Origin of the sequence: Pseudoalteromonas sp. NFXS39, assembly GCF_040148775.1 — a bacterium.
GTDB classification, from domain to species: Bacteria; Pseudomonadota; Gammaproteobacteria; order Enterobacterales; family Alteromonadaceae; genus Pseudoalteromonas; species Pseudoalteromonas apostichopi.
On record NZ_JAGDEC010000003.1, the window covers coordinates 166,824 to 192,685 of the forward strand.

General features: G+C 40.0%; 25 protein-coding genes and 1 tRNA gene. 24 read left to right on the plus strand and 2 right to left on the minus strand.

Annotation, left to right across the window (positions count from 1 at the left end; translation table 11 throughout):
* The first annotated feature begins 61 nt into the window (after positions 1–61).
* The 8 genes from iscR (at position 62) to J3455_RS06995 (ending at position 6,950) form a co-directional block, all read left to right on the plus strand.
* On the plus strand, positions 62–553 hold the full coding sequence (iscR, locus tag J3455_RS06960) for a Fe-S cluster assembly transcriptional regulator IscR (protein WP_130050441.1): 492 nt from the start codon (positions 62–64) through the stop codon (positions 551–553).
* Between the two features lie 22 nt (positions 554–575).
* A complete protein-coding gene (locus tag J3455_RS06965) occupies positions 576–1,793 on the plus strand; it encodes an IscS subfamily cysteine desulfurase (protein WP_036973293.1) in 1,218 nt (405 codons plus the stop codon).
* A gap of 40 nt (positions 1,794–1,833) precedes the next feature.
* Positions 1,834–2,217 (plus strand): Fe-S cluster assembly scaffold IscU, encoded by a 384-nt coding sequence (gene iscU / locus J3455_RS06970; protein ID WP_054552501.1) that lies wholly within the window; start codon positions 1,834–1,836, stop codon positions 2,215–2,217.
* A gap of 11 nt (positions 2,218–2,228) precedes the next feature.
* Entirely contained in the window at positions 2,229–2,552 is a 324-nt protein-coding gene (iscA, locus tag J3455_RS06975; protein WP_054552502.1) for an iron-sulfur cluster assembly protein IscA, read from the plus strand.
* Between the two features lie 78 nt (positions 2,553–2,630).
* Positions 2,631–3,158, plus strand: a complete 528-nt coding sequence (gene hscB, locus J3455_RS06980; protein ID WP_130050442.1) for a co-chaperone HscB — start codon at positions 2,631–2,633, stop codon at positions 3,156–3,158.
* Between the two features lie 47 nt (positions 3,159–3,205).
* A complete protein-coding gene (hscA, locus tag J3455_RS06985) occupies positions 3,206–5,068 on the plus strand; it encodes a Fe-S protein assembly chaperone HscA (protein WP_349561408.1) in 1,863 nt (620 codons plus the stop codon).
* 11 nt (positions 5,069–5,079) lie between these two features.
* Positions 5,080–5,418 carry an ISC system 2Fe-2S type ferredoxin gene (fdx, locus tag J3455_RS06990; protein ID WP_130050444.1) on the plus strand — a complete coding sequence of 113 codons (339 nt, stop codon included), beginning with the start codon at positions 5,080–5,082 and terminating at the stop codon, positions 5,416–5,418.
* Between the two features lie 104 nt (positions 5,419–5,522).
* Positions 5,523–6,950 carry an NAD-dependent succinate-semialdehyde dehydrogenase gene (locus J3455_RS06995; protein WP_349561410.1) on the plus strand — a complete coding sequence of 476 codons (1,428 nt, stop codon included), beginning with the start codon at positions 5,523–5,525 and terminating at the stop codon, positions 6,948–6,950.
* Positions 6,951–6,996: 46 nt separating this feature from the next.
* Here J3455_RS06995 and J3455_RS07000 read toward each other — a convergent pair whose 3' ends face one another.
* Entirely contained in the window at positions 6,997–7,152 is a 156-nt protein-coding gene (locus J3455_RS07000) for a hypothetical protein (protein ID WP_349561411.1), read from the minus strand.
* A gap of 113 nt (positions 7,153–7,265) precedes the next feature.
* Here J3455_RS07000 and J3455_RS07005 point away from each other — a divergent pair, with 113 nt between their 5' ends.
* Together J3455_RS07005 and nagP are read left to right on the plus strand one after the other, a co-directional pair.
* Positions 7,266–9,914, plus strand: coding sequence for a beta-N-acetylhexosaminidase (locus J3455_RS07005; RefSeq protein ID WP_349561412.1), 2,649 nt, complete (start codon positions 7,266–7,268; stop codon positions 9,912–9,914).
* Positions 9,915–10,359: 445 nt separating this feature from the next.
* Positions 10,360–11,643 carry an N-acetylglucosamine MFS transporter NagP gene (gene nagP, locus J3455_RS07010; protein ID WP_349561413.1) on the plus strand — a complete coding sequence of 428 codons (1,284 nt, stop codon included), beginning with the start codon at positions 10,360–10,362 and terminating at the stop codon, positions 11,641–11,643.
* A gap of 508 nt (positions 11,644–12,151) precedes the next feature.
* Here the strand turns inward: nagP and J3455_RS07015 are convergent.
* Positions 12,152–12,227, minus strand: a tRNA-His gene (locus tag J3455_RS07015).
* Positions 12,228–12,506: 279 nt separating this feature from the next.
* Here J3455_RS07015 and J3455_RS07020 point away from each other — a divergent pair.
* From J3455_RS07020 to J3455_RS07085, 14 genes are all read left to right on the plus strand, one after another.
* Positions 12,507–13,325, plus strand: a complete 819-nt coding sequence (locus J3455_RS07020) for a mechanosensitive ion channel family protein (RefSeq protein ID WP_054563554.1) — start codon at positions 12,507–12,509, stop codon at positions 13,323–13,325.
* A gap of 36 nt (positions 13,326–13,361) precedes the next feature.
* Positions 13,362–14,141: a DUF481 domain-containing protein gene (locus J3455_RS07025; protein ID WP_130050448.1), complete on the plus strand. Its 780-nt coding sequence runs from the start codon at positions 13,362–13,364 to the stop codon at positions 14,139–14,141.
* 107 nt (positions 14,142–14,248) lie between these two features.
* The gene (locus J3455_RS07030; protein ID WP_178926292.1) at positions 14,249–16,930 is read left to right on the plus strand and encodes an SLBB domain-containing protein; all 2,682 of its coding nucleotides are present in this window, start codon (positions 14,249–14,251) and stop codon (positions 16,928–16,930) included.
* Positions 16,931–16,963: 33 nt separating this feature from the next.
* The gene (wecA, locus tag J3455_RS07035; RefSeq protein ID WP_349561414.1) at positions 16,964–18,031 is read left to right on the plus strand and encodes a UDP-N-acetylglucosamine--undecaprenyl-phosphate N-acetylglucosaminephosphotransferase; all 1,068 of its coding nucleotides are present in this window, start codon (positions 16,964–16,966) and stop codon (positions 18,029–18,031) included.
* A 20-nt stretch (positions 18,032–18,051) separates the two neighbouring features.
* A complete protein-coding gene (gene gspG, locus J3455_RS07040; RefSeq protein ID WP_130050451.1) occupies positions 18,052–18,447 on the plus strand; it encodes a type II secretion system major pseudopilin GspG in 396 nt (131 codons plus the stop codon).
* Positions 18,447–20,096, plus strand: coding sequence for a GspE/PulE family protein (locus tag J3455_RS07045; RefSeq protein ID WP_130050452.1), 1,650 nt, complete (start codon positions 18,447–18,449; stop codon positions 20,094–20,096). Before gspG ends, J3455_RS07045 begins: the two co-directional genes overlap by 1 nt.
* Complete coding sequence (locus J3455_RS07050) at positions 20,096–21,298, plus strand: type II secretion system F family protein (RefSeq protein WP_130050453.1); 1,203 nt, start codon at positions 20,096–20,098, stop codon at positions 21,296–21,298. The genes J3455_RS07045 and J3455_RS07050 overlap by 1 nt, the downstream gene beginning before the upstream one ends.
* Positions 21,298–21,705, plus strand: a complete 408-nt coding sequence (locus J3455_RS07055; RefSeq protein WP_349561415.1) for a type IV pilin protein — start codon at positions 21,298–21,300, stop codon at positions 21,703–21,705. The genes J3455_RS07050 and J3455_RS07055 overlap by 1 nt, the downstream gene beginning before the upstream one ends.
* Positions 21,702–22,133, plus strand: coding sequence for a PulJ/GspJ family protein (locus J3455_RS07060; protein ID WP_349561416.1), 432 nt, complete (start codon positions 21,702–21,704; stop codon positions 22,131–22,133). Before J3455_RS07055 ends, J3455_RS07060 begins: the two co-directional genes overlap by 4 nt.
* Positions 22,123–22,806 carry a PulJ/GspJ family protein gene (locus J3455_RS07065; protein ID WP_297331495.1) on the plus strand — a complete coding sequence of 228 codons (684 nt, stop codon included), beginning with the start codon at positions 22,123–22,125 and terminating at the stop codon, positions 22,804–22,806. The genes J3455_RS07060 and J3455_RS07065 overlap by 11 nt, the downstream gene beginning before the upstream one ends.
* Positions 22,803–23,660, plus strand: coding sequence for a type II secretion system protein GspK (locus tag J3455_RS07070; RefSeq protein WP_130050457.1), 858 nt, complete (start codon positions 22,803–22,805; stop codon positions 23,658–23,660). Before J3455_RS07065 ends, J3455_RS07070 begins: the two co-directional genes overlap by 4 nt.
* A gap of 8 nt (positions 23,661–23,668) precedes the next feature.
* Positions 23,669–24,808, plus strand: a complete 1,140-nt coding sequence (locus J3455_RS07075) for a hypothetical protein (protein ID WP_168990000.1) — start codon at positions 23,669–23,671, stop codon at positions 24,806–24,808.
* Positions 24,805–25,365: a GspMb/PilO family protein gene (locus J3455_RS07080; RefSeq protein WP_130050458.1), complete on the plus strand. Its 561-nt coding sequence runs from the start codon at positions 24,805–24,807 to the stop codon at positions 25,363–25,365. Before J3455_RS07075 ends, J3455_RS07080 begins: the two co-directional genes overlap by 4 nt.
* A complete protein-coding gene (locus J3455_RS07085; protein ID WP_130050459.1) occupies positions 25,365–25,862 on the plus strand; it encodes a hypothetical protein in 498 nt (165 codons plus the stop codon). The genes J3455_RS07080 and J3455_RS07085 overlap by 1 nt, the downstream gene beginning before the upstream one ends.

Sequence of the window (25,862 nt, forward strand, 5' to 3'; positions counted from 1 at the left end):
ACTATTTTGGTCTGGTAATTAAAATTTGCACACCTTAGCGTGCAGTAACATCGGGGGCTCTATGAAGTTAACATCAAAAGGCAGATACGCAGTAACCGCCATGTTGGATGTTGCACTACATACAAATGTGGGTGCAGTTCCCCTTGCCGATATTTCTGAACGCCAAGAGATTTCGCTATCTTATCTCGAACAATTATTCGCCCGTTTACGTAAAAACGGCCTTGTGACCTCTGTGCGTGGCCCAGGTGGCGGATATTTACTTGGTAGAGAAGCAAACGAAATTTCTGTCGGCGATGTGATTAATGCCGTAGATGAGTCTGTTGATGCAACACGTTGTCACAATGCAACGGGTGGTTGCCAAAGCGGCATGCGCTGTTTGACTCACACCCTATGGTCGGACTTAAGCGCACGTATCGAAGATTTTTTAAATAGTATTACCCTTGCTGAATTGGTGGAAAAGTCAGATGTGAAAGAAGTCGCATCTCGCCAAGATAACAGCATCAACACTGCAATTAAGCAACTGGAAAACATTCAAGTAAGCTGTCAACTGTAGCTTGACGAAAGCGGAGAGAGAAATGAAGTTACCGATTTATTTAGATTACGCAGCAACCACGCCTGTTGATGAACGTGTGGCAAAAGAAATGATGCAATGCCTGACTATGGACGGTAATTTTGGTAACCCTGCATCACGCTCACACCGTTTTGGTTGGCAAGCAGAAGAAGCGGTTGATCAAGCGCGTACAGATATTGCTGATCTGATCAACGCTGACCCGCGTGAAATTGTTTTCACTTCAGGTGCTACAGAATCAAATAACCTAGCAATTAAAGGTGCTGCGCAGTTCTATAAAAAGAAAGGCAAGCACGTTATCACTGTTAAAACTGAGCACAAAGCAGTGCTTGATACGTGTCGTGAACTAGAGCGCCAAGGTTTCGAAGTAACCTATATGGACGTTGAAGAAAACGGTTTACTTGACCTTAAAAAGCTTGAAGCTGCCATGCGTGACGACACGGTGCTTGTGAGTGTAATGCACGTAAATAACGAGCTAGGTGTTATCCAAGATATCGCGACAATCGGCGAAATGTGCCGTGAGCGCAAAATTATGTTCCATGTTGATGCTGCACAAAGCGCAGGTAAAGTACTTATCGACGTGCAACAGTTAAAAGTAGATTTTATGTCGTTCTCTGGCCACAAAGTATATGGCCCGAAAGGTGTAGGCGCACTTTATGTTCGTCGTAAGCCTCGCGCACGTTTAGAAGCACAAATGCACGGTGGTGGTCATGAGCGTGGTATGCGTTCAGGCACACTTGCTACTCACCAGTTAGTAGGTATGGGGGCGGCATTTAGAATCGCTAAAGAAGATTTCGAAAAAGACCATGCACACATCAGCGCACTTCGTAAGCGTTTGGTTGATGGCATTATGGCTGATATGGACGAAGTTTACTTCAATGGTGAACCAAGCCAGTCAGTTCCGGGTATTGTAAACATCAGCTTCAACTTTGTTGAAGGTGAGTCGTTATTAATGGCTGTTAAAGACATTGCTGTTTCATCAGGTTCAGCCTGTACCTCAGCAAGCTTAGAGCCTTCTTATGTACTACGTGCATTAGGCCGTAATGACGAGTTAGCACACAGCTCAATTCGTTTCAGCATTGGCCGCTTTACGACTGAAGAAGAGATTGATTACACCGTTGAACTAATCAAAAACTCGATCGGCCGTTTACGTGAGATGTCTCCTTTATGGGAAATGCATCAAGAAGGTATTGATTTAGATTCAGTTGAGTGGGCGCATCACTAATCAGTGATTGCCGCCGCTAGCAGGTAGTGAGGATAGTATTATGGCTTATAGTGATAAAGTAATCGATCATGTTGAAAATCCACGTAACGTGGGTGCTTTAGACAAAAATGATCCGTCAGTTGCAACAGGCATGGTGGGTGCACCAGCATGTGGTGACGTAATGAAATTGCAAATCAAAGTATCACCAGAAGGTGTAATTGAAGATGCAAAATTCAAAACATATGGTTGTGGTAGCGCAATCGCTTCTTCTTCACTTGTAACTGAGTGGGTAAAAGGCAAAACATTAGATGAAGCTGCAACAATCAAAAACACTGATATCAGTGCTGAGCTTGAATTACCACCAGTGAAAATTCACTGTTCAATTTTAGCAGAAGACGCGATTCAAGCAGCAATTGCTGACTACAAAAGCAAACAAGCGAAGTAAGAGATAAATTCATGGCAGTGACATTGACAGATGCGGCAGCAAACCGCGTAGAATCATTTTTAGCAAATCGCGGCAAAGGCATTGGCCTACGCGTTGGCATTAAAACGACGGGCTGTTCAGGTCTTGCTTATGTTCTTGAATTTGTTGATGAGTTAGCTGACGGCGACGAAATTTTTGAAAGCCGTGGCGTGAAAGTTATCGTTGATGCCAAAAGCTTAGTTTACATTGATGGTACTGAGCTTGATTACACCAAAGAAGGTTTGAATGAAGGGTTTAAATTTAACAACCCGAACCAAGCCGATGAGTGTGGTTGCGGCGAAAGCTTCACCGTTTAAGCTTAACAAACTTTCTTTGCTTGAAGCCCTGCCTATGTAGGGCTTTGTTATTTCCTGTTTACCGAGTTGGATTATGTAATGCGTTACTTTGAGTTATTTGCAATTCCAGTAGATTACAACATTGATTTAGCGACTATTAATAAAAACTACCTCGAGCTGCAACGCGCAGTTCATCCAGATCGCCACGCAAGCTCCAGTAGCCGCGATAAACTACTCGCTGTGCAAAATGCAGCTGAAATCAATGATGCATTACAAACTTTAAAACACCCGGTAAAACGTGCTGAATACATGCTAAGTGAACTAGGTGTTGATATTCGCGCCGAGCAACAAACATTGCAAGATCCGTTATTCTTAATGCAGCAAATGGAACTGCGCGAAGAATTAGAAGAACTTGAAAATGCCGCAGATCCTGATGCAGCAATTGCCCAGTTTGAAGCGCAAATTAAACAACTCGATAAACAATACAGCAGCGAATTAGCCGCTCAGTTGGCAAGTAACGACGAGCAACAATGGCAAGCTGCCGCTGACAATATTCGTAAATTGAAGTTTGTTTATAAGTTACGCGATGAACTAGAGCGTATTGAAGACAGTTTATTTGATGATTAATCGTTAGTTGTTTTAAAGCAGCTATTTAAGAGTTTAAAAAGAGCATTATGGCATTATTGCAAATTGCTGAGCCGGGGCAGAGCGCGGCACCACATGAGCACAAATTAGCAGTCGGTATAGACCTTGGTACGACTAACTCGTTAGTTGCAACAGTGCAAAGCGGCGAAGCTCGCACACTGACTGATTTAGCGGGCAATGCGATGCTTCCATCGGTTGTGCAATACCAAACTGATAGCATTATTGTAGGTGAACGAGCAGCGGCTGCTGCTACTCAAGACCCTGCAAACACATTAATCTCGGTGAAACGTTTCTTAGGTAAAACGCAGGCTGAAATCGAAAAAAGCTATGGTCAACTGCCTTATGAATTTTGTGAGCATGATGGCTCATTAGCAATCAGCACAGTTGCGGGTGCAATTAGTCCTGTCACTGCATCGAGTGAAATTCTAAAAGCATTAAAACTGCGTGCAGAAGACAGCTTTGCAGGCCAAGATATTCTAGGTGCGGTAATTACTGTACCAGCGTATTTTGATGATGCGCAGCGACAAAGCACAAAAGATGCTGCAGAGCTTGCCGGTATTAAGGTTTTACGTTTATTAAACGAGCCAACGGCTGCGGCTGTTGCTTACGGCCTTGATTCGGGTCAAGAAGGTATTATCGCTGTATACGATTTAGGTGGCGGTACCTTCGATATTTCTATTTTACGTTTACACCAAGGTGTATTCGAAGTGCTTGCCACTGGCGGTGACTCAAGCCTTGGTGGTGACGATTTTGACTCGCTATTAGTTGATTACTTTAAAACACAAACTGGTGTGAGTGAGCTTTCTGCATCGGTGTTACGTTTATTCATCAACAAAGCCAAAGCATGTAAAGAAGCATTAAGCCAATACCAAACTGTTAATGTCGGTTTAGAGTTTGATGGTCAAAGCCACAAAGTTGAAGTTACCCGCGAAACCTTTGATGAGCTCGCTCTTAGCCTTGTGAAGAAAACACTCCGTTCTTGTCGCCGTGCCGTAAAAGATGCCGGTATCGAGAACGAAGAAGTACTACAAGTTGTAATGGTTGGCGGCTCGACTCGTATGCCAATTGTACGCTCTCAAGTTGCTGCATTTTTTGATAAAGAGCCACTGACTTCTATTGACCCAGATCGCGTGGTTGCACTTGGTGCGGCACTTCAAGCAGATGTACTGGTTGGCAATAAGCCTGACTCAGACATGCTGCTATTAGATGTATTACCACTGTCACTAGGTCTTGAGACTATGGGTGGCTTGGTTGAGAAAATCATTCCACGTAACACCACGATTCCTGTTGCACGTGCCCAAGAGTTCACCACTTTCAAAGATGGTCAAACAGCTATGTCACTGCATGTATTACAAGGTGAGCGTGAGCTAGTTGATGATTGTCGTTCATTGGCTAAATTTAGCTTAAAGGGTATTCCGGCAATGGCTGCAGGTGCTGCGCATATTCGCGTAACCTTTAAAGTTGATGCTGATGGCTTATTAAGTGTATCGGCAATGGAAAAATCAACTGGTGTACAAGCTGAAATTCAGGTGAAACCATCATTTGGTTTATCGGACGACCAAGTTGCAAACATGCTTAAAGAATCAATGACTAACGCTAAAGACGATATGCAAGCGCGGATGCTTAAAGAGCAACAAGTTGAAGCGTTACGTGTTGTTGAAGCGCTTGAAGCATCACTCGCAACCGACAGTGCATTACTTGATGAACAAGAATTAGGTGCGTTAAAAGCAGAAATTGCTAAACTTGTTGCCGTACGCGAAAGCGCAACAACACCTACAGAAATTAAAGCAGCGATTGAAGCTGTAGACAATGCAAGTAGCGAATTTGCTGCTCGCAGAATGGATGCATCAATCAAAAAAGCGCTGCAAGGGCAGTCAGTAGACGAAGTTTAACGAGGTAAGGTATGCCACAAATTATTTTTCTTCCACACGAAGAGTTATGCCCAGAAGGCGCTGCAATTGAAGCTCCTGCAGGTGAAACAGTATTAGATGTTGCGCTAAAAAATGGTATTAGCATTCCACATGCGTGTGAAAAATCATGCGCGTGTACAACATGCCACTTAATCATCCGTGAAGGTTTTGACTCTCTAGATGAAAGTGATGAGTTAGAAGACGACATGCTTGATAAAGCATGGGGTCTTGAGCCAGAGTCACGCCTTGGTTGCCAAGCAGTGATTAAAGATGAAGATTTAGTGGTTGAAATTCCAAAGTATAATCTCAATATCGTTAATGAAGAGCATTAATTTTTAACGGCTTTGATTTCGTAAAAACCGCTGTAGTTGCTTGGTCTCTACAGCGGTTTTTTGTTTTTAGAGCTGATAGCTGACAGCTTTTACTTGGAGGTTCTATGTCTGATTTGGTTTTTTCTGATTCATTTATCGACGGTGACTTTTACTCTACAAGCCAGCGTTTTAGTGTAGATAACCCTGCAACTGGACAAGCAATTACGCAGGTCTCTAATATTGATGAGGCTGGCGTTGAGCAAGCAATAAAAAGTGCTGACGAGGCATTTAGCAAGCTAAAGAAAACAACTGCCACAGAACGCAGTGAAACGTTACGCCGTTGGTATGAGTTAGTCATTGAGCACAAGCAACAGCTCGCTGAACTAATGACCAAAGAGCAGGGCAAACCATTAAAAGAGTCGTTAGGTGAAGTTGAATACGGTGCAGGCTTTATTAAATGGTTTAGTGAAGAAGCTAAGCGTAGTTACGGCGATAATATCCCTGCCACCGACAGCCAACATCGTTTATCAACCATAAAACAACCAATCGGTGTGGTTGCTGGGATCACACCTTGGAATTTTCCGATCGCGATGATCACACGTAAAGTGGCACCAGCATATGCGGCAGGTTGTAGTTTTGTGATTAAACCTTCTGAGCATACACCATTGTGCGCCATTGCCTTGGCATATCTTGCTGATAAGGCTGGATTTGTGAAAGGGGCGTTGAATGTTGTGGTCTCTGAAAATGCAAAAATGGTTGGCGAAATCATGACAGAATCTGAGCGAGTGCGTAAGTTTACCTTCACGGGGTCAACTGGTGTAGGTAAGCAGTTACTTTCGCAATGTGCCACAACTATTAAGCAAACTTCGATGGAGCTTGGTGGTAATGCGCCGTTTATTATTTTCGAAAATGCTGACTTAGATGAAGCTGTTGCTGGCCTCATGGCTGCAAAATTTAGAAACGCCGGCCAAACCTGTGTGGCTGCTAACCGAATTTTTGTGCAACGTTCAGTACTTGAAACGGTGCTTGAAAAACTTGCAGACAAAGTGGCTGAGTTAAAAGTTGGCAATGGCCTTGATGAAGGGGTGGATATTGGCCCACTAATTTATCCTAAGGCTAAAGAGAAAGTACAAACTCTCTTAGATGATGCAGTTAATAAAGGCGCGTCATTGATCGGCGATAACAGCGAACTTGAAGGCAGCTTTCAAGCACCGCTGATTTTAACGGATGTGACACCAGAGATGGATATCTATCATGATGAAGTATTTGGTCCAGTGGTAAGCATTATCGCTTTTGATGATGAAGAAGAAGTGTTGAAGTTAGCAAATGATGTGCCTTATGGTTTAGCTGCATATTTTTATAGTGAAAATATCAAACAAGTTTATCGCGTAAGTGAAGCACTCGAATACGGCATGATTGGTATTAACGAAGGTTTAATCTCAAATCCAGTAGCGCCATTTGGCGGTGTTAAACAGTCTGGCTTAGGCCGAGAGGGTGGCCATCAAGGGTTAGATGAGTACCTAGAAGAGAAGTATCTTTGTGTTAAGGTTTGAACCGTCAGCCGTCAGCCGTCAGCCGTCAGCCGTCAGCCGTCAGCCGTCAGACTGATAGCTGATAGCTGATAGCTGATAGCTGATAGCTGATAGCTGATAGCTGATAGCTGATAGCTGATAGCTGATAGCTGATAGCTGATAGCTGATAGCTGATAGCTGATAGCTGATAGCTGATAGCTAACTCCTCACCTATATTTTTCATAAAATGATAGCGCTGTCATTTTAGTTTTTATATGATAGGAACGAATTATTAACAAAAATGACAAATAGTACGCAGAAATACCGTACACTCAGGGCTTAAACGAGGAGAATGTAATGGGCTTTAAAAGGTCAGTATTCGCGGTAATGCTAGCAACTGCGCCTGTGATGGCAAATGCAGCGTTGACCCAATCGCAAGTTAATCACTTTGCTAAAAATACCGAGTTATTATTTTCGGTTGAAGATAACTTTCGTAATAAAGATGCGGGCTTTTTAGGGAAAATTACCCTCAATAATCGTTCTGATGTGCCATTACCTGCGGGTGAAAGCGACTGGCAACTTTATATTCACTCAGTGCGTAAAATTTCGACAGAGCATGTTGCTGGCCTTAATATCGAGCACGTTAATGGCGATTTACATCGCATTGTACCAACCAGTTCATTTAAAGGTTTAGCGGCTGGCGAGAGCTTAGAGCTGCCGTTTGATGCACAAGTGTGGATTGTCGCTTACAGTGACTTTATGCCACGCGCGTTTTTTGTTTCAGGTAAGAACAAACCCGCGGTATTCGCAAATACCGACACTGAAGACTTTAAACAGTTTGTAGCACCATTTACTCGCGAAAATCAGTTACGTCGTTACAATGAACCAAAAGATTTATCGGTTTTAGCAACAGCTAAGATTCGCTATGAACGTAATAGTGCTGATAAGTTTTCGGTCAGTAAAGACGATGCTTTAAAGCGCATTATTCCTAAACCACGTAAAGTCGATTTTAACCGTGGCAGCGCGACACTAAATAGTAATTGGCAAATTAGTTATCAAGGGCAACTTAAACACGAAGTCATGGTGTTTATGCAAGACTTGCAAGATGACTACGGCATTAGCCTTAAAGCACAACCTGACCATATTAATGTAGGCAAAGACAAAGTTATTCGCCTGAAAGTTGACCCTAAGCTCAATAATGCAAAAGCAGAAAGCTATACCCTTGAGATTGATGATGAAGTAATCACAATCGTGGGTAGTGATAACGCAGGTGTATTTTATGCGATGCAAAGTTTATTGAACCTGATCCCTGCAAACAGCCAAGGTAGTGCGAGTTTACCGCAGTTAGAGTTAGAAGATTCACCGCGCTATGGCTGGCGTGGCATGCATTATGATAACGGTCGTAACTATCATGGCAAAGAAGCCATGTTCAAGCTTGTTGAGCAAATGGCACGCTACAAAATGAATAAGCTGCATTGGCACTTTTCAGAAGATGAAGGTTGGCGACTTGAGATCCCTGGTTTACCTGAGCTCACTGACGTTGGCGGTTATCGCTGTTTTGATTTAGAAGAGCGCGAGTGCTTATTAACTCAGCTTGGTACTGGGCCATTTAAATCTGGCTCAGGTAATGGCTATCTGAAACGTGAAGAGTTTGTCGAGTTACTAAAGTTTGCCAAAGATCGCCATATTCAAATTATTCCTGAAGTTGAAGGCCCAGGCCATGCGCGTGCCTCAATCAAAGCGATGGAAGCACGCTATCACAACATGCTAGAGCAAGCTGAAAAAGCCGCTAAAAATAATATTAAAACTCGTTCAGCGAACAAAGAAGTTCAGCACATCGATATGGGACCAGCAACGCAATACTTGCTAACCGATCCTAAAGATACCTCTGTGTACATGACGGTACAAAACTACAAAGATAACTCAATGAATGTGTGTATGGACTCGACCTACGCATTTTTAGATAAAGTGACCTATGAGCTTCAGCAGATGTATCGCGAAGCAGGTGTTCAGTTAAAGAACCTGCACATTGGTGGTGACGAAGTAGGTGCTGGTTCGTGGATTGGCTCACCAATCTGTCAGGCGCTATTTGCAGATCCTAACAATGGTGTGTCTGGCCCCGCTGATTTAAAGCCTTACTTTACCCAGCGTGTTGCAACCTTACTTGAAAAGCGCGGTATTTCTCCGGGTATTTGGGAAGACGGCATCATGTATGATCGCGAAAATTCGTTTAAACGTGATGAGTTCCCTAATAAAACTTTTACCGTTAATACCTGGGATAATATTTGGGAGTGGGGTGTTGCAGATAGAGCATACCGCCTAGCCAATGCAGGTTACCAAGTGGTTCTATCACATGGTACGCACTTGTATTTTGACCACCCATATGAAGCAAGCCCAGAAGAACGAGGTTATTACTGGGCAACCCGTTACACAGATACTAAAAAAGCGTTTAATTATATGCCTGATGACGTGTATGCAAATGCTGATTACACGCGCACCCGTGAGCCAATCGTTAATTTAGAAGCTTTGGTTGGTCGTCCATTACCTAAACTTGAAAAGCCTGAGAACATTTTAGGTATGCAAGGTCAGGTATGGTCAGAAACGATTCGCACTGAAGATCAAGTATTGGCAATGATCTTTCCGCGTATTCTGTCAGTAGCAGAGCGCGCATGGCATAAAGCCGATTGGGAAGGTGAAAGTGTAGATACTAAAAAACAAGCAAAAGATTGGGCTGAATTCTCAAGTGCAGTAGGCTTAAAAGAGCTTGATAAATTAGCTAAAGACGGCATCAACCTGCATTTACCAGTACCGGGTGGTGTGATTGAAAATGGTAAGTTATATGCCAACAGTGCATTTGCTTATTTGAGCATTGAATACAGCTTAGATAACGGCCAAAGCTGGCAAACTTACGCTGAACCAGTCAAAGTTGATAGCAATGCAAAAGTTACGTTACGCACTCGCTTAAACGCACAGCAAGTCAGCCGCGTGACCGTTGTGGGTGAGTAATGCCTTCGTTTTGCGATAAATAAACATGACGCCTGCAGTAAACCGCAGGCGTCATTTTTTGTTTTAAACCACTTATATTCACAAAGAGGATAAGAGACGCTACGCTTAAGAGAAAGTAATGTTTGGTTTCCTCATTCTTTTCTCATTCATTACTCTTTGTGCAAAAAATTATTGAACCACAGAGTACATAGAGGCGCTGCGCGCTACGCAGAGAAACCAAGTGATCATAAAAAGCATTATTACTACTTCCTCATTTTTCTTCTCATTCACTTCTCTTTGTGAATAAATCTTCGCGCGAAATAAATTTCACGCCTACGGTATCTAAAAAATATGTCAGCGCTGTCATTTTTGTTGCAGTAGTGTTATAAATATTTAATATACCTTTTATATAATCATCTAAATGAGCAGCGCTATAGAATTGAACTGTGCTGTTACGGGAAATGTTATGTCTGAAATGAATAAACAAAGCAGTGTTGTGCCTATGGCAATTGTTGCCACGCTGTTTTTTATATTGGGTTTTGCTACGTGGTTAAATGGCTCATTGATGCCGTTTCTACAGCAAGTTTTACAGCTGTCACCTTTTCAGGCATCGCTGATTATTTTCTCATTTTATATTGCAGTGACCTTTACTGCCCTACCTTCAGCAATGATCATCAGAAAGGTCGGCTATAAAAATGGTATGGCACTGGGTATGGCAACTATGATGGTGGCAGGCTTGCTATTTATTCCTGCTGCAAAAACGCAGGTGTTTGCGCTATTTTTATTTGCGCAACTTGTTATGGGAGCTGGGCAGACATTGCTACAAACAGCAGTTAACCCGTATGTTGTAAGAATCGGCCCAGAAGAGTCAGCTGCAGCCAGAGTAAGTATTATGGGTATATTAAATAAAGGTGCTGGTGTTGTTGCGCCGATTGTATTTACCGCATTAATACTGAGTGATTTTAATGGTTTTGTCGGTAAAGAACTTAGCCAAACTGATATTGATGCCATGGCTAATGGCTTAATATACCCCTATTTAGGAATGGCACTTTTTATTGGTATACTTGGTTTTGCAGTAACGAAAATGCCACTGCCAGAACTTATTGATGATGCTGATGAACAAAAACCAGGGCAAGTAAAAGAAGCACTAGCGCATCCAAGCCTTGCTTTAGGTATTGTAGCATTATTCGTATATGTTGCTGTTGAAGTGATAGCAGGTGACACAATAGGCAGTTTTGCGTTGTCGTTAGGTGTTGAAAAATATAGCGTGATGACCTCGTACACCATGGGTTGTATGGTGTTAGGTTACTTTTTAGGGATTTTACTTATCCCACGAGTACTGTCGCAGCAAACAGCGCTGACTATCTCAGCAATATTGGGTTGTGTGTTAACGTTAGCGATAGTCACAGGTAGTAATGAATCTGTATTTATATCAACATTATTTGGCCTAAAATCGGTACTGCCTGATACCTTATTGCTCATTGCTGTGCTAGGCTTTGCTAATGCGATTGTTTGGCCAGCCGTTTGGCCGTTAGCACTATCTGGTTTAGGCAAACTTACAAGCGTAGGTTCTGGTCTGCTTGTTATGGGTATAGCCGGTGGCGCATTTGGCCCATTATTTTGGGGCCTTGCAAGTGGTGGTGTAAAAAGCGCTGAAGCGCAACAAATGGCTTACATTGTTATGTTGCCTTGTTATTTATTCATACTTTTCTATGCTGTGAAAGGCCACAAGATGAAAAGTTGGAAGTAATTATGAGCTTGAGGCTAGATGTAAAACCTAATGGCCTTGAGCTTTGAAAAGCATTTCTAGTAAATAGAAATAATCCCGTGTGTAATGCCACCGAAAGGTGGCATTTTTTTGTTTGGGATTTGAGAGATTAGGTTCTAGGCTTTCGCGCGAAATAAATTTCACGCCTACAATATCTCGCACCTCGTATTTCGCATTTCGTATATCGTAGGAACGGCTTTAGCCGTGAATAGGTCAAATCTGTTCGGCGTTAAAACGCCTCCTACCATGTAGGCACCAAGCTTGCTTGGCGCGTCTTCCATTCAATACCCAGGCGGCAAAACAATACGGTTCCAACAAACAAAACAATCTAGCTTACAGCCAACCGCTTAAAGCTATTACCCACAGACAATACAGTTCGGCTCAAAACTGACAGCTGAAAGCTGACGGCTTTTTGAATTGAAAGCAGGTGTTAAAGATAAATCTTGGAACTTAAAATAGAAAAATATATGGATTTACTAAGGGAGAGAAGTGGGGCGACTGATGGGGCTTGAACCCACGACAACCGGAATCACAATCCGGGGCTCTACCAACTGAGCTACAGCCGCCACTGAGATACACCTCGTTTGGTGTGGCGCGCATATTACATAATTAAGTTTAGCTTGTGAACCCCTAAAATGAAAAAAGTCGAAAAAACTTACTTGTCTCAGAAAATTCAGAAATAACCCTTTGGTCAGCTGGCATTCAGTTTCGCAGATTAGACTTGCGTTTTTTGTAATTGAGCAAATACTCATTTCTTAGTTTTGCGTGTAATTTAATGATTTTTTAACCAAAGATCATATATAATTTGCACAGCGTCATGCTACAAATGAACTTCAGGAGAGAACATGGATACAATAATGAACTGGATCAACGAGAATTCAGGTTTAATCATACATTACGCCGTTCAGGCGGTTCTAGCGCTAATCATTTTCTTCATCGGTGGTCGCATCGCTAAATTCTGCGAAGGCTTAACCGAAAAAGCATTTGATAAAAAGAAAGTCGATAAAGCTGTAGGTTCATTTGTTGCTAGCATTGTCTATGCAATTGTATTTGCTGCAACAATCTTAATGGCATTATCTCAACTTGGTATTGAGACAACATCGTTCATTGCTATTTTAGGTGCGGCAGGTCTAGCTGTAGGCTTAGCACTTCAAGGTTCACTTTCTAACTTTGCATCAGGCGTTTTAATCATCTTACTTCGTCCTTTCAAATCAGGTGACTATGTAGAAGCTGGTGGTAAAGCGGGTACAGTTAAGAAAATCGAAATTTTCTCTACAGAATTACGTACACCAGATAACAAAGTAATTATCATGCCTAACTCATCAATTATGGGCAGCCCAATTACTAACTTCTCTCGTGAATCAACTCGTCGTATCGATTTAGTTATCGGTGTTGGTTACGATGCAGATCTTAAAGAAGCGAAAGCAGTACTTAAATCAGTTTTAGATAAGGAAGAGCGCTTATTAAAAGACCCAGCATACACAGTAGCTGTATCTGAGCTTGCAGATTCAAGCGTAAACTTTGTCGTTCGCCCTTGGGTTAACTCAGCTGACTACTGGCCAACGTATTTCGACTTAATGGAAAACATTAAGATCGCATTAGATGATGCCAACATCACAATCCCATTCCCGCAAATGGATGTTCATTTGCACAAAGAAGACTAATAAGTCTAACGTACAAGTAGTAAAGGTTATTTTTTAATGAAATTAAAAGCTTTATCAGTTCTCGTTGCAGCAAGCGCTGCAACTAGCGCATTCGCAGCAGATGAAACCAAAACTTGGGATGTAACCAGTGAATTAGGTGCTATCGTAACAAGCGGTAACACTGAAACAACCACACTTAAAGGTGGTATCAAGGTTCTACATAACCTAGAAAACTGGAATAACGAGTACAAGTTAGACGGTCTTTATAAAGAAGATGAGATCGAAAACGACCAAGGCGTTAAAGAAACACAGCGCACTAACGAAAAGTACTCAATCTCTGCACAAGGTAACTACAAGTTAAACGAAAAGCATTCACACCTATTCATTTACGGTTCGCACGTATCTGATTACTTTGGTGCATACCGCAACGAATCTGTTATCTCAGCGGGTTACGGTTTACGCTTAATCGACCGCTCTGATATGTGGTTAAACGCTGAAATTGGTCCGGGTTATAAATACTTCCAATACCCTGATAACAGCACAGAAGTTGATGACAACGGTGAATCACTTGCTGGTGAGCGTGAAGGCGAAGTAATCGCTTTAGGTAAAGTTGACTACAACTGGCAGATTTCAGACAGCGCACGTTTTACTCAGTTAGTATCAGTTGAATATGGTGATACCAACACTAAAACACGTTCAGAGTCTGCAATCCTTGCTAAGATCAACGGCTCACTACAAATGAAAGTAGCATACAACATTACTCACAACTCAGATGTTGCGGATGATAAAGAAAACACAGATACAGAAACGTCACTAACGCTAGTGTATAGTTTCTAATGTTTTTCAGTTGAGAATGAATGGGTAAACTTGTTTACCCATTTTTTTTGTTTATAAAATGATGTAGTATGCCGCGGTTATCTTTATTTTCTTAGAAGGGAAACTTTGTGAAGTTTTTTAGACTTGTAATTGCGCTTTTTATCTCGCTTTTATTTATTACTGAAGCTCATTCAGTCACTCCAACTAAGCAACAAATCGAACAATTTAAAAAACTCCCCAAATCTCAACAAGAAGCACTTGCTAAGAAGTACGGCTTAGACCTCAGTATGTTAGTCTCGGCAGACCAAAACGAAAATCAATCTACGAATGAAGTCTCAGATACTGTAATGCCTAGAGGCATGTTTGACGATAACGAAGATAACAAAAAAATTACAGCAGAAGAGAAGTTCAAACCAGAAGAAGATGAGTTAAAACCATTTGGGTATGAGCTTTTTTCTGGCGAACCAACCACTTTTGCTCCGTCAGAAAGTGCACTTGTACCTGATAGTTACATTGTTGGGCCTGGTGATACTTTTACTATCAACTTGTTTGGTAAAGAAACGTCCGCAGAAGAGGTTATTATAGATCGCGAAGGTCGCTTAACTATTAGTAATCTTAAGCCGGTTACAGTTAGTGGCATGCAGTACAGTGATGTCGTGAGCTTAATAAAAGCGAAAGTTAAACAGGAAATCATTGGTACAGAGGCTTATGTATCAATGGGAAAAACGCGCTCAATCCGCATAATGGTTTTAGGTGAAGCTTATAAGCCTGGTGCATATACAGTTCCTTCTCTAGCTTCAATTACACATGCATTATTTGTGAGTGGTGGCGTGTCTGATATTGGCTCACTTAGAAATATACAATTAAAGCGTGCAGGAAAAACAGTAACAACTCTCGACTTATATAACCTATTGATAAAAGGTGATAGTAGTAACGATGTCATTTTAAAGCCGGGTGATGTTGTATTTATTCCACCAGTTGGTATGCGAGTGAGTGTTGAAGGTGAAGTACGTAGACCAGCCATTTTTGAGCTTAAAAAAAATGAATCTAGTCAAGATTTAATAGCTATGGCAGGTGGCTTTAATGCAGCTGCATATCCGCAGAAAACAGTTGTAGAACGCTACACAGGTAATAGTTCGAGAACCGTCCTGCAACTTAACTTATCTAAAAGAGATGCATATAAACCAAATGATGGAGATGTAATTCGCGTTCCATCTTCTAGTAAAGAATTAGACAATGCAGTGACTCTGCTTGGTGCTGTTGCTCATCCAGGTAACTACGCGTGGCATGAAGGAAAAACTGTCAGTCAGCTATTTGGTTCTCTAAAAGCAGATTTACTGCCAATTGCAGACTATGATTATTCATTAATTGTTCGCGAGACTAACTTACGTGGTGATATTGAGTTACATCAGTTTTCCCTCATAAATGCAGTAAGTGGTGAAGAAGACCTAGAGCTAAAGCCTCGCGATATTGTTGTTGTATTTAGTCGTTTCCAATCTTTAGAAAGTGAAGAAAATGCCCTCGCAGGCATGGCTTTGACTAAAGAGCAGTTAAAACAACAAGAAAAAATCAAGCTTTGGGATGAGTACGAAGAGCGAAAGTTTTATGAATTTATCGATCTTGGTTCAGCTTTGGATAAGGAACTAGCTGAGACACTCTCTAAAGAAAAAGAGCAAGAAGTTCTTTCTATCACAGAATTGCTCACAAGTAAGGAAGAATTAGAAGAGCATGAGTATGCTGTTTTTAGTAGAAAAAGGTTGCTTAAACCTATTTTGGCTAAACTGAACCAGCAAGCAAATTCTGATGACGGATTACAAATTATAGGTATTCGTGGTGAGGTATTTTACGAAGGTGTATATCCAAAACCTGTGAATGCATCAGTGAAAGGAGCGCTGCTAGCTGCTGGTGGCCTAAAAGAATCTGCCTATTTGAAGAGTGCTGAAATTACTCGCTTTGCAGGGAAATCTAATTTGGAACACATTAGTATTGATTTAGCTAGATTAGTTAATGATGAGTCAAGCTCATCATTTGAGTTACAAAGCAAAGATACAATTAATATTTACCCGATTCCAAATTGGCAGCAAGATAGAAAAATTAATATTGTTGGCGAAGTAAAATTCCCTGGTGTTTATAGTATTTCAAAAGGCGAAACGTTAGCCGAAGTAATTGAGCGAGCAGGCGGTTTTACTGAGTTTTCTTATCCTGAGGGGGCTATTTTTACGCGTGAGGAAACTCGAAAACAACAGCAGCAACAACTAAAGAAGTTATCTGAAGACTTACGCCGAGATATTGCTTCTAAAAGTTTTAACAACTCTATCACGGATGCGTCACTATCGTATCAAGATATGAATAATTTAATAAATGACTTAGCGAATGTTAGGGCCGTTGGTCGTTTGGTTATAGATCTACCATCAATTATGAATGGCCAGCGTCATTTAGAGGTAGAAGATCAAGATGTACTTTATATACCTTCAAAACGCTCAAGTGTAAGTGTTGTAGGTGAGGTTAACTTTTCAGGCTCACACCTTTATCAGGAAGAACTTAGCCTTAATGACTATTTAAGCCGCAGTGGTGGTTTAAAGCAACGTGCTGATGAAGACCGTATTTATATCATTAAGGCAAGTGGTTTAATTGAAGTGCCAAATGAAGGGTCTTGGTTTGCGGTTAATAATAATTCTCAGTTATCGCCAGGTGATACTATAGTAGTACCTTTAGATTCTGATTATATTGATAACCTGACTCTTTGGAGCACAGCAACACAAATAGTGTATCAAATGGGCGTAGCTGTAGCGGCTATTAGTTCATTATAACAATGAAGTATGTTTCTTAATTAAGGCTTCATAATGACCTTTGAATTCATAACATTGATGTTTGCATTTGTTTTTTCATACATCATAATTTTGGCGATTACGCCATTAGCTGTAAAATTTGGCTTAGTCGATAAACCATGCCTGCGTAAACAGCATACCGGCACCATCCCTTTAATTGGTGGATTGTCAATCTTTTTGGCTGTGGCAATTTCGATTATGGCATTTCACCCACTAACAGTGAAAATTGTAAGTTACTTAGCTTGTGCTGCGGTTATTGTAGTTTTGGGGGTTATAGATGATTACCGTCAATTAGGTGTAAAAATTAGGTTAGGCGTCCAAGTTCTAGTTGCTCTTGTGATGATCTATAGTAGTGAAATATACATTCATAATCTGGGCAATCTATTTTTAATGGGTGATATTGACCTTGGTTGGTTTGGTATAATATTTACAGTGATTAGTGTCATAGCTTGTATTAATGCCTTTAATATGATCGATGGCATTGACGGTTTAGCTGGCTCACTTAGTATTCTCACCTTATTATCTGTTTTTATTTTAATGCTGTTTAGTGGTAACTATGCTTTGGTTTATTTACCGCTTATTATTGTTGCGACCGTACTACCTTATTTAGCGTTTAATTTAGGTATTAAAGGCCATAGAAATAAGAAAATTTTTATGGGTGATGCGGGTTCTATGTTTATTGGTTTGAGTGTTATTTGGTTTTTAATGGTAGGCACTCAGACAACCGAATCAGCATTTAGACCTGTAACAGCGTTATGGATTATTGGTGTGCCTTTAATGGATATGATGGCAATAATAATTCGCCGTAAACGTAAGGGGCTATCCCCGTTTAGTGCTGACCGCGATCATTTGCACCATATCTTTATGCGGGTAGGATTTAGTCCTCGCAGGGCGTTGAGCTCAATATCGTTTTTTGCCATAATTTTGAGCGGTGTTGGTATTCTAGGGGAAGTTTTAAATGTTCCTGAATGGATAATGCTTGCCCTATTTTTGATTGTATTTGTGTTTTATTCTTTAGCACTACAACACTGTTGGAAAGTAGCAAGATTTCTAAGACGAAAAAAAATAGACGTCAAAAAATAACTAAATTTAAAGAGAGTTTTATGAAAAAAAATAATGGTTTTACGATGATGGAGCTACTTGTTGTTATTGTCATCTTAGGGCTTTTAATGTCACTGGTCGCGCCTAAGTTTTTTTCTAAGTTAAGTTCATCAGAGCGTAAAATAGCAGCAGCACAAATGTCATCATTTGAAACCGCTATTGATACTTATCGACTTGATTTAGGTAAATACCCAACAGAACTTTCTCAGTTACGTAAAAGTGATGATCCACGTTGGGATGGTCCTTATTTACCAAAAGATATCCCGTTAGATCCTTGGGGAAACCCTTATGTCTACAAGACCCCTGGTGAAAATGGCAATCCATATTCACTAAAATCATACGGTAGTGATGGTAAAGAGGGTGGTACCGACAACAACGCGGATATAATACATCAATAATGCAATTACATGATTTATTAATAGAAAAGTTTAGTGTTGACCCTCAAGATCTTACTCGGGCCTTAAATTATCAGGCAAAATATAGCGGAAGGTTAGAACAAGTACTTGTAAACATGGGGAGCTTGCCAGAAGATCAAGTTCCTTTGTTACTAAGTGAATATTTAGGTATCCCACTGTTTACTAGTGAACAATACGCTAACTTTTCTGCACTAGTCATCGATAAGCCTATGCTTGATATGTTTGTTGAGCAAAGCTGGTTACCAATAACTGACAATAAAGAGCACATTTCCTTTGCTTGTAAGGATCCACTTAACCAAGTAATGAATGATTGGTTAAGTAAAAATAATCAATCTTATTCTTTATTCATTGCGAATGAAGTTGATATTCAATTATTAGCAGCAAAGTACGAAGAGCCTTTAACAGATATCGATGATGATAGTCCTTTAGATGAGGAAGAACGCCTAAAAGAATTAGCTACAGAAGCCCCTACAGTAAACTTACTAAATTCACTAATTAGTAGAGCATTACGCCAAGGTGCATCAGACATGCACTTAGAGCCTTACCAAGGCCGCTACAGGGCGCGTTTTAGAATTGATGGTGTGTTGCATGAAGCTGAAACTATTTCGGCTCGTAAACAACTGCCAATAATTACGCGTTTGAAAATCTTGTCGGGAATGGATATCGCTGAAAAGCGCCGCCCGCAAGATGGCAAAATCGAAATGAAAATTGCCAATCAAGAGCTTGATATTCGTGTATCGTCATTACCATTAAATGATGGTGAATCAGTCGTTATGCGTTTTCTAAGAAAAGAGAACGTACGTTACGATATGTCCGTTTTGGGTTTATCAGATGACATTGATGAATTGATCCGCGAAGATATCAAAACAACAGCAGGGGTTGTGTTATTAACCGGCCCTACAGGTTCTGGTAAAACAACAACCTTATATACATTTTTGAACGCACTAAATAATGATGATGTAAAAATTATTACTTTAGAAGACCCGGTAGAATACCAATTACCAGGTATAAATCAGGTGCAAGTTAATAGTGATATAGGTTTTGACTTCTCAGCGGGCCTGCGCTCTATAGTTCGTCAAGATCCTGATGTAATTATGTTGGGTGAAATACGAGATAAAGAAACTGCTCAAATTGCATTACAGTCTGCATTAACTGGCCACTTAGTATTTAGTACTGTTCATACAAATGATGCTGCAAGTGCTTATACTCGATTACTTGACCTTGGTGTAGAAGAGTTCTTGCTCAATGCTGCACTGGTGTCGATAGTTGCACAGCGCTTAGCACGAAAAGTATGTAGCAATTGCAGTGAACCTGATCCAGATGCACAAAAGCTTATAGAAAAATATAACCTGAATCAGTTTGCTGAACGCTTTAGTATCGATACGATTAATTTAGTTCGAGGTAAAGGTTGTGAGCATTGTGCTCATACCGGGTATAAAGGCCGAATGGCCGTAACAGAGTATTTACGCTGTGATAATGAAATTAAAGCAATGCCAAAAGATGCTGATTTCATACCTAAAGCTAAAAATCATAATCACTCGCTTAATCGCCGAACCTTACTCGAGGATGGTTTACACAAAGCGGTACTAGGTCATACAACTATTGATGAAGTAATACGGGTCGCAGGTTAATGGCGCTTTTTAATTACAAAGCCTATGATTCATCTGGCGCAAAATCAGAGGGGCTTATTGAAGCAACCTCTGAGCAAGATGCAATTAACAAATTAAAAGTTCAAAAGTTACTGCCATTTGAAGTTAAAGAAGAGCAAAAAAGAGCAACGACCGGTGTGCTTTTTCAAAGCAAGGTATCCTTAGCCGACCTAGAATTTTTAACAGCAGAGTTAAGTTTGTTACTTGCAACTGGAGTTAGGATTGATCGTGGCCTAGACATTATTAGGCGAACAAAAGCTAAAGCTGCATTAGCACAAATGCTAGCTAACATTAGCAGTAGCATAAAGAAAGGGAGTAGCCTTTCTCAAGCACTCAGAGCTTATCCTGATGTATTCGATAACCTTTATTGTAACTTAATTGAATTAGGTGAAGCTTCAGGAAACTTAAGCGAAATATTTGCTGGTATCGCCAAAGATCTTAAGTTTAAACGTGAACTACAACGAAAAATTGTAGGTTCACTTACTTATCCATGCGTTATTTTATTTGTTTGTATTTTAAGTATTTTTTTCATATTTAATTTCATCATTCCAAAAATGGCTGATATGTTTGGTCAATTAAGCTCGCTTCCTTGGTATACCCAGCTTATGTTATCTATTAGTGAGTGGATGAATGACTATCAAGTGTTCTTGGCATTAGCAGTTATTGCTTCAGTCCCTGCCCTTATTTGGGCAAGTAAACGTAAAGGTTTTCAGCATTGGTGGCATAAAACAGCACTAAAATTACCTGTAATAGCGAATGCGAGCGCCACAGTTGAGCGCATACGTTTTAATAGTGGTTTAAGTTTGATGTTGAAAGCTGGTGTACCTATTGACCAAGCATTAGAACTGGCTGCGGGTAATATCAAAAACCATGTACTACATCACGAAATGACAATTGCGCGAAAAAAAGTAAAACGTGGTAGTCAATTGACCCCAGCATTACAGCAAACTTCTTTATATCCACCATTTTATATTTCACTGCTTGAAGTGGGGGAAGAGTCCGGTAATTTAGATATCGTATTCGATGAAATAGCAAATCGTTCACGACAAGATTTTGAAACCTGGACAGACAATATGACGTCGTTGATTGAACCATTAATGATTTTATTTATGGGTGGTTTCGTCGGTGGTATCGTCGTTATCATGTTGATGAGCATGATCTCTTTAAACGACGTAGGCTTCTAATGACGGGCGCAAATAATAAATTTGCACATGGCTTTACCTTGATCGAGTTAATCATTGTATTAAGTATTGTCTCCTTATTACTTTCAGTTGTAGCTCCAATCTCTGTTAAAGCTGTCGACAAAAGTGCAGCTAGAACAGAGCTACTTGAAACGCGCAACTGGATAAAAAGCATAGCTTTTCAATCATTTATAGAATCGAGGGCGTATCGACTTGAATTGAAAGATAATACGCTTAATTTGTACACTCTTGATGAACAAGAAATAATAAAAACCAAAAAGCTTGAGTCATTACGATTTGAAGCTCAGTGGGTTAACTTTAATAAAAACGGACTCACTTCTCCTAATGAAATTCAAGGTTATGTACGTGGTGAACCATTAATGATTAGTCTGCAACCAACACTAAGATGAAACAAAAAAAACAGATAGGCTTTACATTAATTGAGCTTCTCATAGCTACTATAATTCTTTTCTCTTCGCTTGCCGCGGTTTCACTAATTTACCGAGGGGCATTTATTGCAAGTGAGAAAGCAAGTAATCATGTTAATGTAGTCGCAAACCTCCCTGCATTAATATCGCGCATTCAACTGCAGATCCAAGCTGCATCTTCAGAACAATCACAACTATCAGAGCAAGGTAATGCTTGGGGGGGGGAATATCAATGGCAAGCCTCAGTAGTGCAAAGTAAAGTTATTATTAATGAAACTATGGCTCTAGAGTTTGCAGAAGAAATAGCAGATAAAAAGCAAATCCAGCTCTGGCGCATTTCTCTTATCATTAAACGTAACGGGATTGAGAAAAACTACATTTTAAATGAAGTGAGCTGGCATGATGCGTAAACAGCAAGGCTTTACATTAATTGAGTTATTGATTTCAGTGACATTGCTATCACTCATTATGTTCACTGGTAATTATGTCTATATGCAGCTTGCCTCTCGTTGGGATAAAGAATTAGGTAGCTTTGAGCGCGATATTGAGCAAGCAAAAGCAATTTACATTTTACAGAGCTTATTAGAAGGGGTTGAGCCATACCTAATAAAAAATAGTAAAGGCCAGCCAGAAATGTTTTTTGTTGGCGGTGAAGATAGCCTACTCATGATGACCAAAAATGGATATACAGATACCAAAAATCCAGAGCTTGTGAGATTAACCGCTGTGCAAAATAAGCTGGGCCGTTTTGACCTTGTCTACCAAGCAATTTCAAGTGCTGACATGTTGCTAATTAACTCAGAGCAGAACATAGAATTTACGAGTCAAAAAACGCTACTTAGCGACTTAGATAGAGTTACTTTTAGCTATTTTGGTTGGGAAAGTCTAGAGCAAAAAGCGTTGCAAGAGCCTGGCTCAACACCTACTTGGCAGGCTACATACTCTGGGTTAGAGCAACAACTAACTCCTCAGAAAATAAGGTTGACACTATTAAAAAATCAACAGCCAATGGACTTTTATTTTCAGTTAGATGAAGAGCCAAATCGTTGGTATGGTAATTACATACAAACGGGAGAGCTGTGATGAAACAGCGAGGTATTGCATTAGTACAAGTACTACTAATCGTTGCTGTAGTGTCTATTTTAGCTTTGTATTTTACTCAGTCAGCACGCCAACAAGTTAAAAATGCAACTATGATGATTGATAAAGCACAAGCTTTAGTTGAGCTTAACAATGCTGAGGCGAGCATATTATTTTCATTACTCACTGAAAAACTAACACCTATGGCTACTCCGCCCGTTAATAATCCTCTTATCACATCTTGGAATTTTCATGGGGAGCCTTTTAAAACAACAAATAATGTAGAAGTTCAGTTACAAGATCTTCGAGGCTTGTTAAATATCCACTACCCAGAAGAAACACGATTAAAGCGATTGTTGACCTACAGTGGCTTAAATGATTATGATGCCCAGCTTGCAGTGTTGCAGATCATGGCTTGGCAAAGCTTAGACACACATTCTGATTATATAAAAAATGATGTAATTGCACGAAATGCCGCAATTCATGATATCGAAGAACTAAGTCATTTAGGTTTGCAACCAGCACAATTGAAAGTACTTGCAAATAATACAACACAATATAAAAAAGGTGCGTTCAATCCGATGAATTCACCCGATACCCTGCTATACGCTTTATTGAGCGAAGATGTTGCAGAATATGTTATTATGCAACGCAGGGCTAACAGGTTAACAGTTAATGATTTTGTGCGTGCAACGGGCATATCTGAGAGTGGCGATATTATTTTATATCCATCCAATTTATTCAAAATAACGTTAACAGTTAAGGTTGGAGAAGCGGTAGTAACCAAAACAACTTACTATCATTTACAACCAACAAAAGATCCTGTGGTGAATAAACTAGCTGTAAAGGCTCGGTAGAGAACATAATGATTAATAATAATATTAAGTTATTGCTGAAAAAATGGCTGTGCAAAGTGGTTGCTTTTTATACCGATCAACCTTACCAGCTTGTACTAGATCAACATCAGCAATTTGCTTTAAAGCCAGCATCAATCAATGAAGAAACTAAATGGTTACTTATTGTTGGTCGCCAACATTACAATGAGCAATTATTTACTTATCCAATTGGCAATAAGAAAGAGCTAAAACAATTAATTGCAATAGATCTAAAAAATACAGAGCAACAAGGCATAACCCATACATTAGTAACGCAAATTGAAGCAGAGCAAAGCCAAGTAATGCAGTGGCGTTTTGCTGAGTATCTTCCTAAAGCCTGGATCACATTGCCTGAATCACTTCTTTTGAGCCAAACAGTGACAAATGGTGAAGTCATTTCTAATCAAGTTAAAACGGCTAGCTTCGTTACTAAACATCAAAACAATGTCTGTTCGTTGCTGGTTAGTAAACTAATAAATGACCCAGACCGCTTCACAAGTATGTTTGGTATTCCACTAAAAAAGGTTATCAGTATAGACACGGAGCAAGAGTATACAGCTCGTATAATTAAAGGTTTATATGCACTTCCAAAACAATATCTACAAACATTTTTTAGCTTACCAAACAATGTATTTAATAAACGCATTGCGCTACGTTACAGTGGTCTATTTGCTGGGTTATTTGTTACATACGCACTATTAACGAGCACTTACCTTTTTTACAAAACATATCAATTAGAGAGTCAACTCGAAATCAACAAGTCATCCGTTAATACTGCACTAAATACTTTGAATGCATACTTAACAAGTAGTGAGACACTCCAACAGCGTCAGCAATTATTACAGCAATTTTCAATTACTAGCCCCGTTTTTTTAGTTATAAGCGATTTATTTGAGAATACACAACTTAGCAGTATCAGTTGGCAAGAGGGGCGATTTGTTTTAAGAGGAAAAGCAAATAGAGCAACAGATGTGCTTGCTACCATAATGAAAGATAAGCGGGTCGAAGATGCTAGATTTGATTATCCATCACGCAAGGAGCGCGGTGGTGAAAGCTTTGTTATCAGCTTTATGTTAAACACACATGACGATCAGGTAACTTCATTTGCCTCTAATCAGGAGGGGAAATGAATAAACTTGAACCAAAGCAGCAAGTTGCCTTAGGAATTATAGGCGTATTACTTGTCTTGAAGTTTATCGTTGTGCCTTTAGTTGATTGGCAAGCAGAGCAGGTTAATTTGATTAGTAACTTGCAAAAGCGCGCCGCTAAATCACAAAGTGTGATCAAAAATCAAACAGCAATTGATGCTCAGCAACAGCAAATAACTCAGCAGCTTGAGCAAATTAATCGTTTATTTGTAGCACCTCAAAAAGATACAGAGTTTAAACTGGCCATGCAGCAACAAGTTGAACAGTTAATGGCAAAATATCAATTGCAAATAAATAACAGTAATTGGTTAGTAAGTTTAAAGGTTGCAGATAACACATTAATGCGCCATCAACTAACACTGAATATAAGCGGTAAGTTATTAAACTTTCAAAAGATATTAGTTGAACTTGAAACAAGCACCCCGATTATCCAAGTAAGCGACTTTAATATGCGTATTAAAGGACAAAGTGAGCAGGAGTTAGGGCAGGTTGATGGCACAATCGAATTAAGTTTTTACATGCAACAAGGAGAAGCGTAATGAATAAAACGTTACTAATCTCGGTAGTTGTAATTGCGTTAATTTTAGTAGCAGATTTCAATAGTCGTTTAAGCTTAAAATCAACTGAAAAAGATAGTGATTTTAGTCAGCAAAGTTTAGTTGAAGTTTCGCTTCCTTTACTTTCTGATAGTTCAAAACAAGGGTTAGAGAAAGTATATAAAAAATACACTCAGCCAGAGCAAAGCAGTAAAGTACAAGAAAAGGGCTTGTCAGCCGCTAAACAAGCCGAACAAAATGGCGAATTGGTTACTGTATTTGCAGATAATTATGAGCTTAGGTTAAAGGCCGTTATATTCACAATTAAGCCGTATGTGCTTATAGAGCAAAAAGATATCAATGATGGTAGTAGCCAGCTTGTCAAATATAATGACATGCAAACAGTGCATGGTTATAGCTTAAAAATACTGTCAAATACCGAGGTTGAGCTTAGCAAAGATCAACAAAACATTACTTTGACCATGTATAAACGTGGTTAA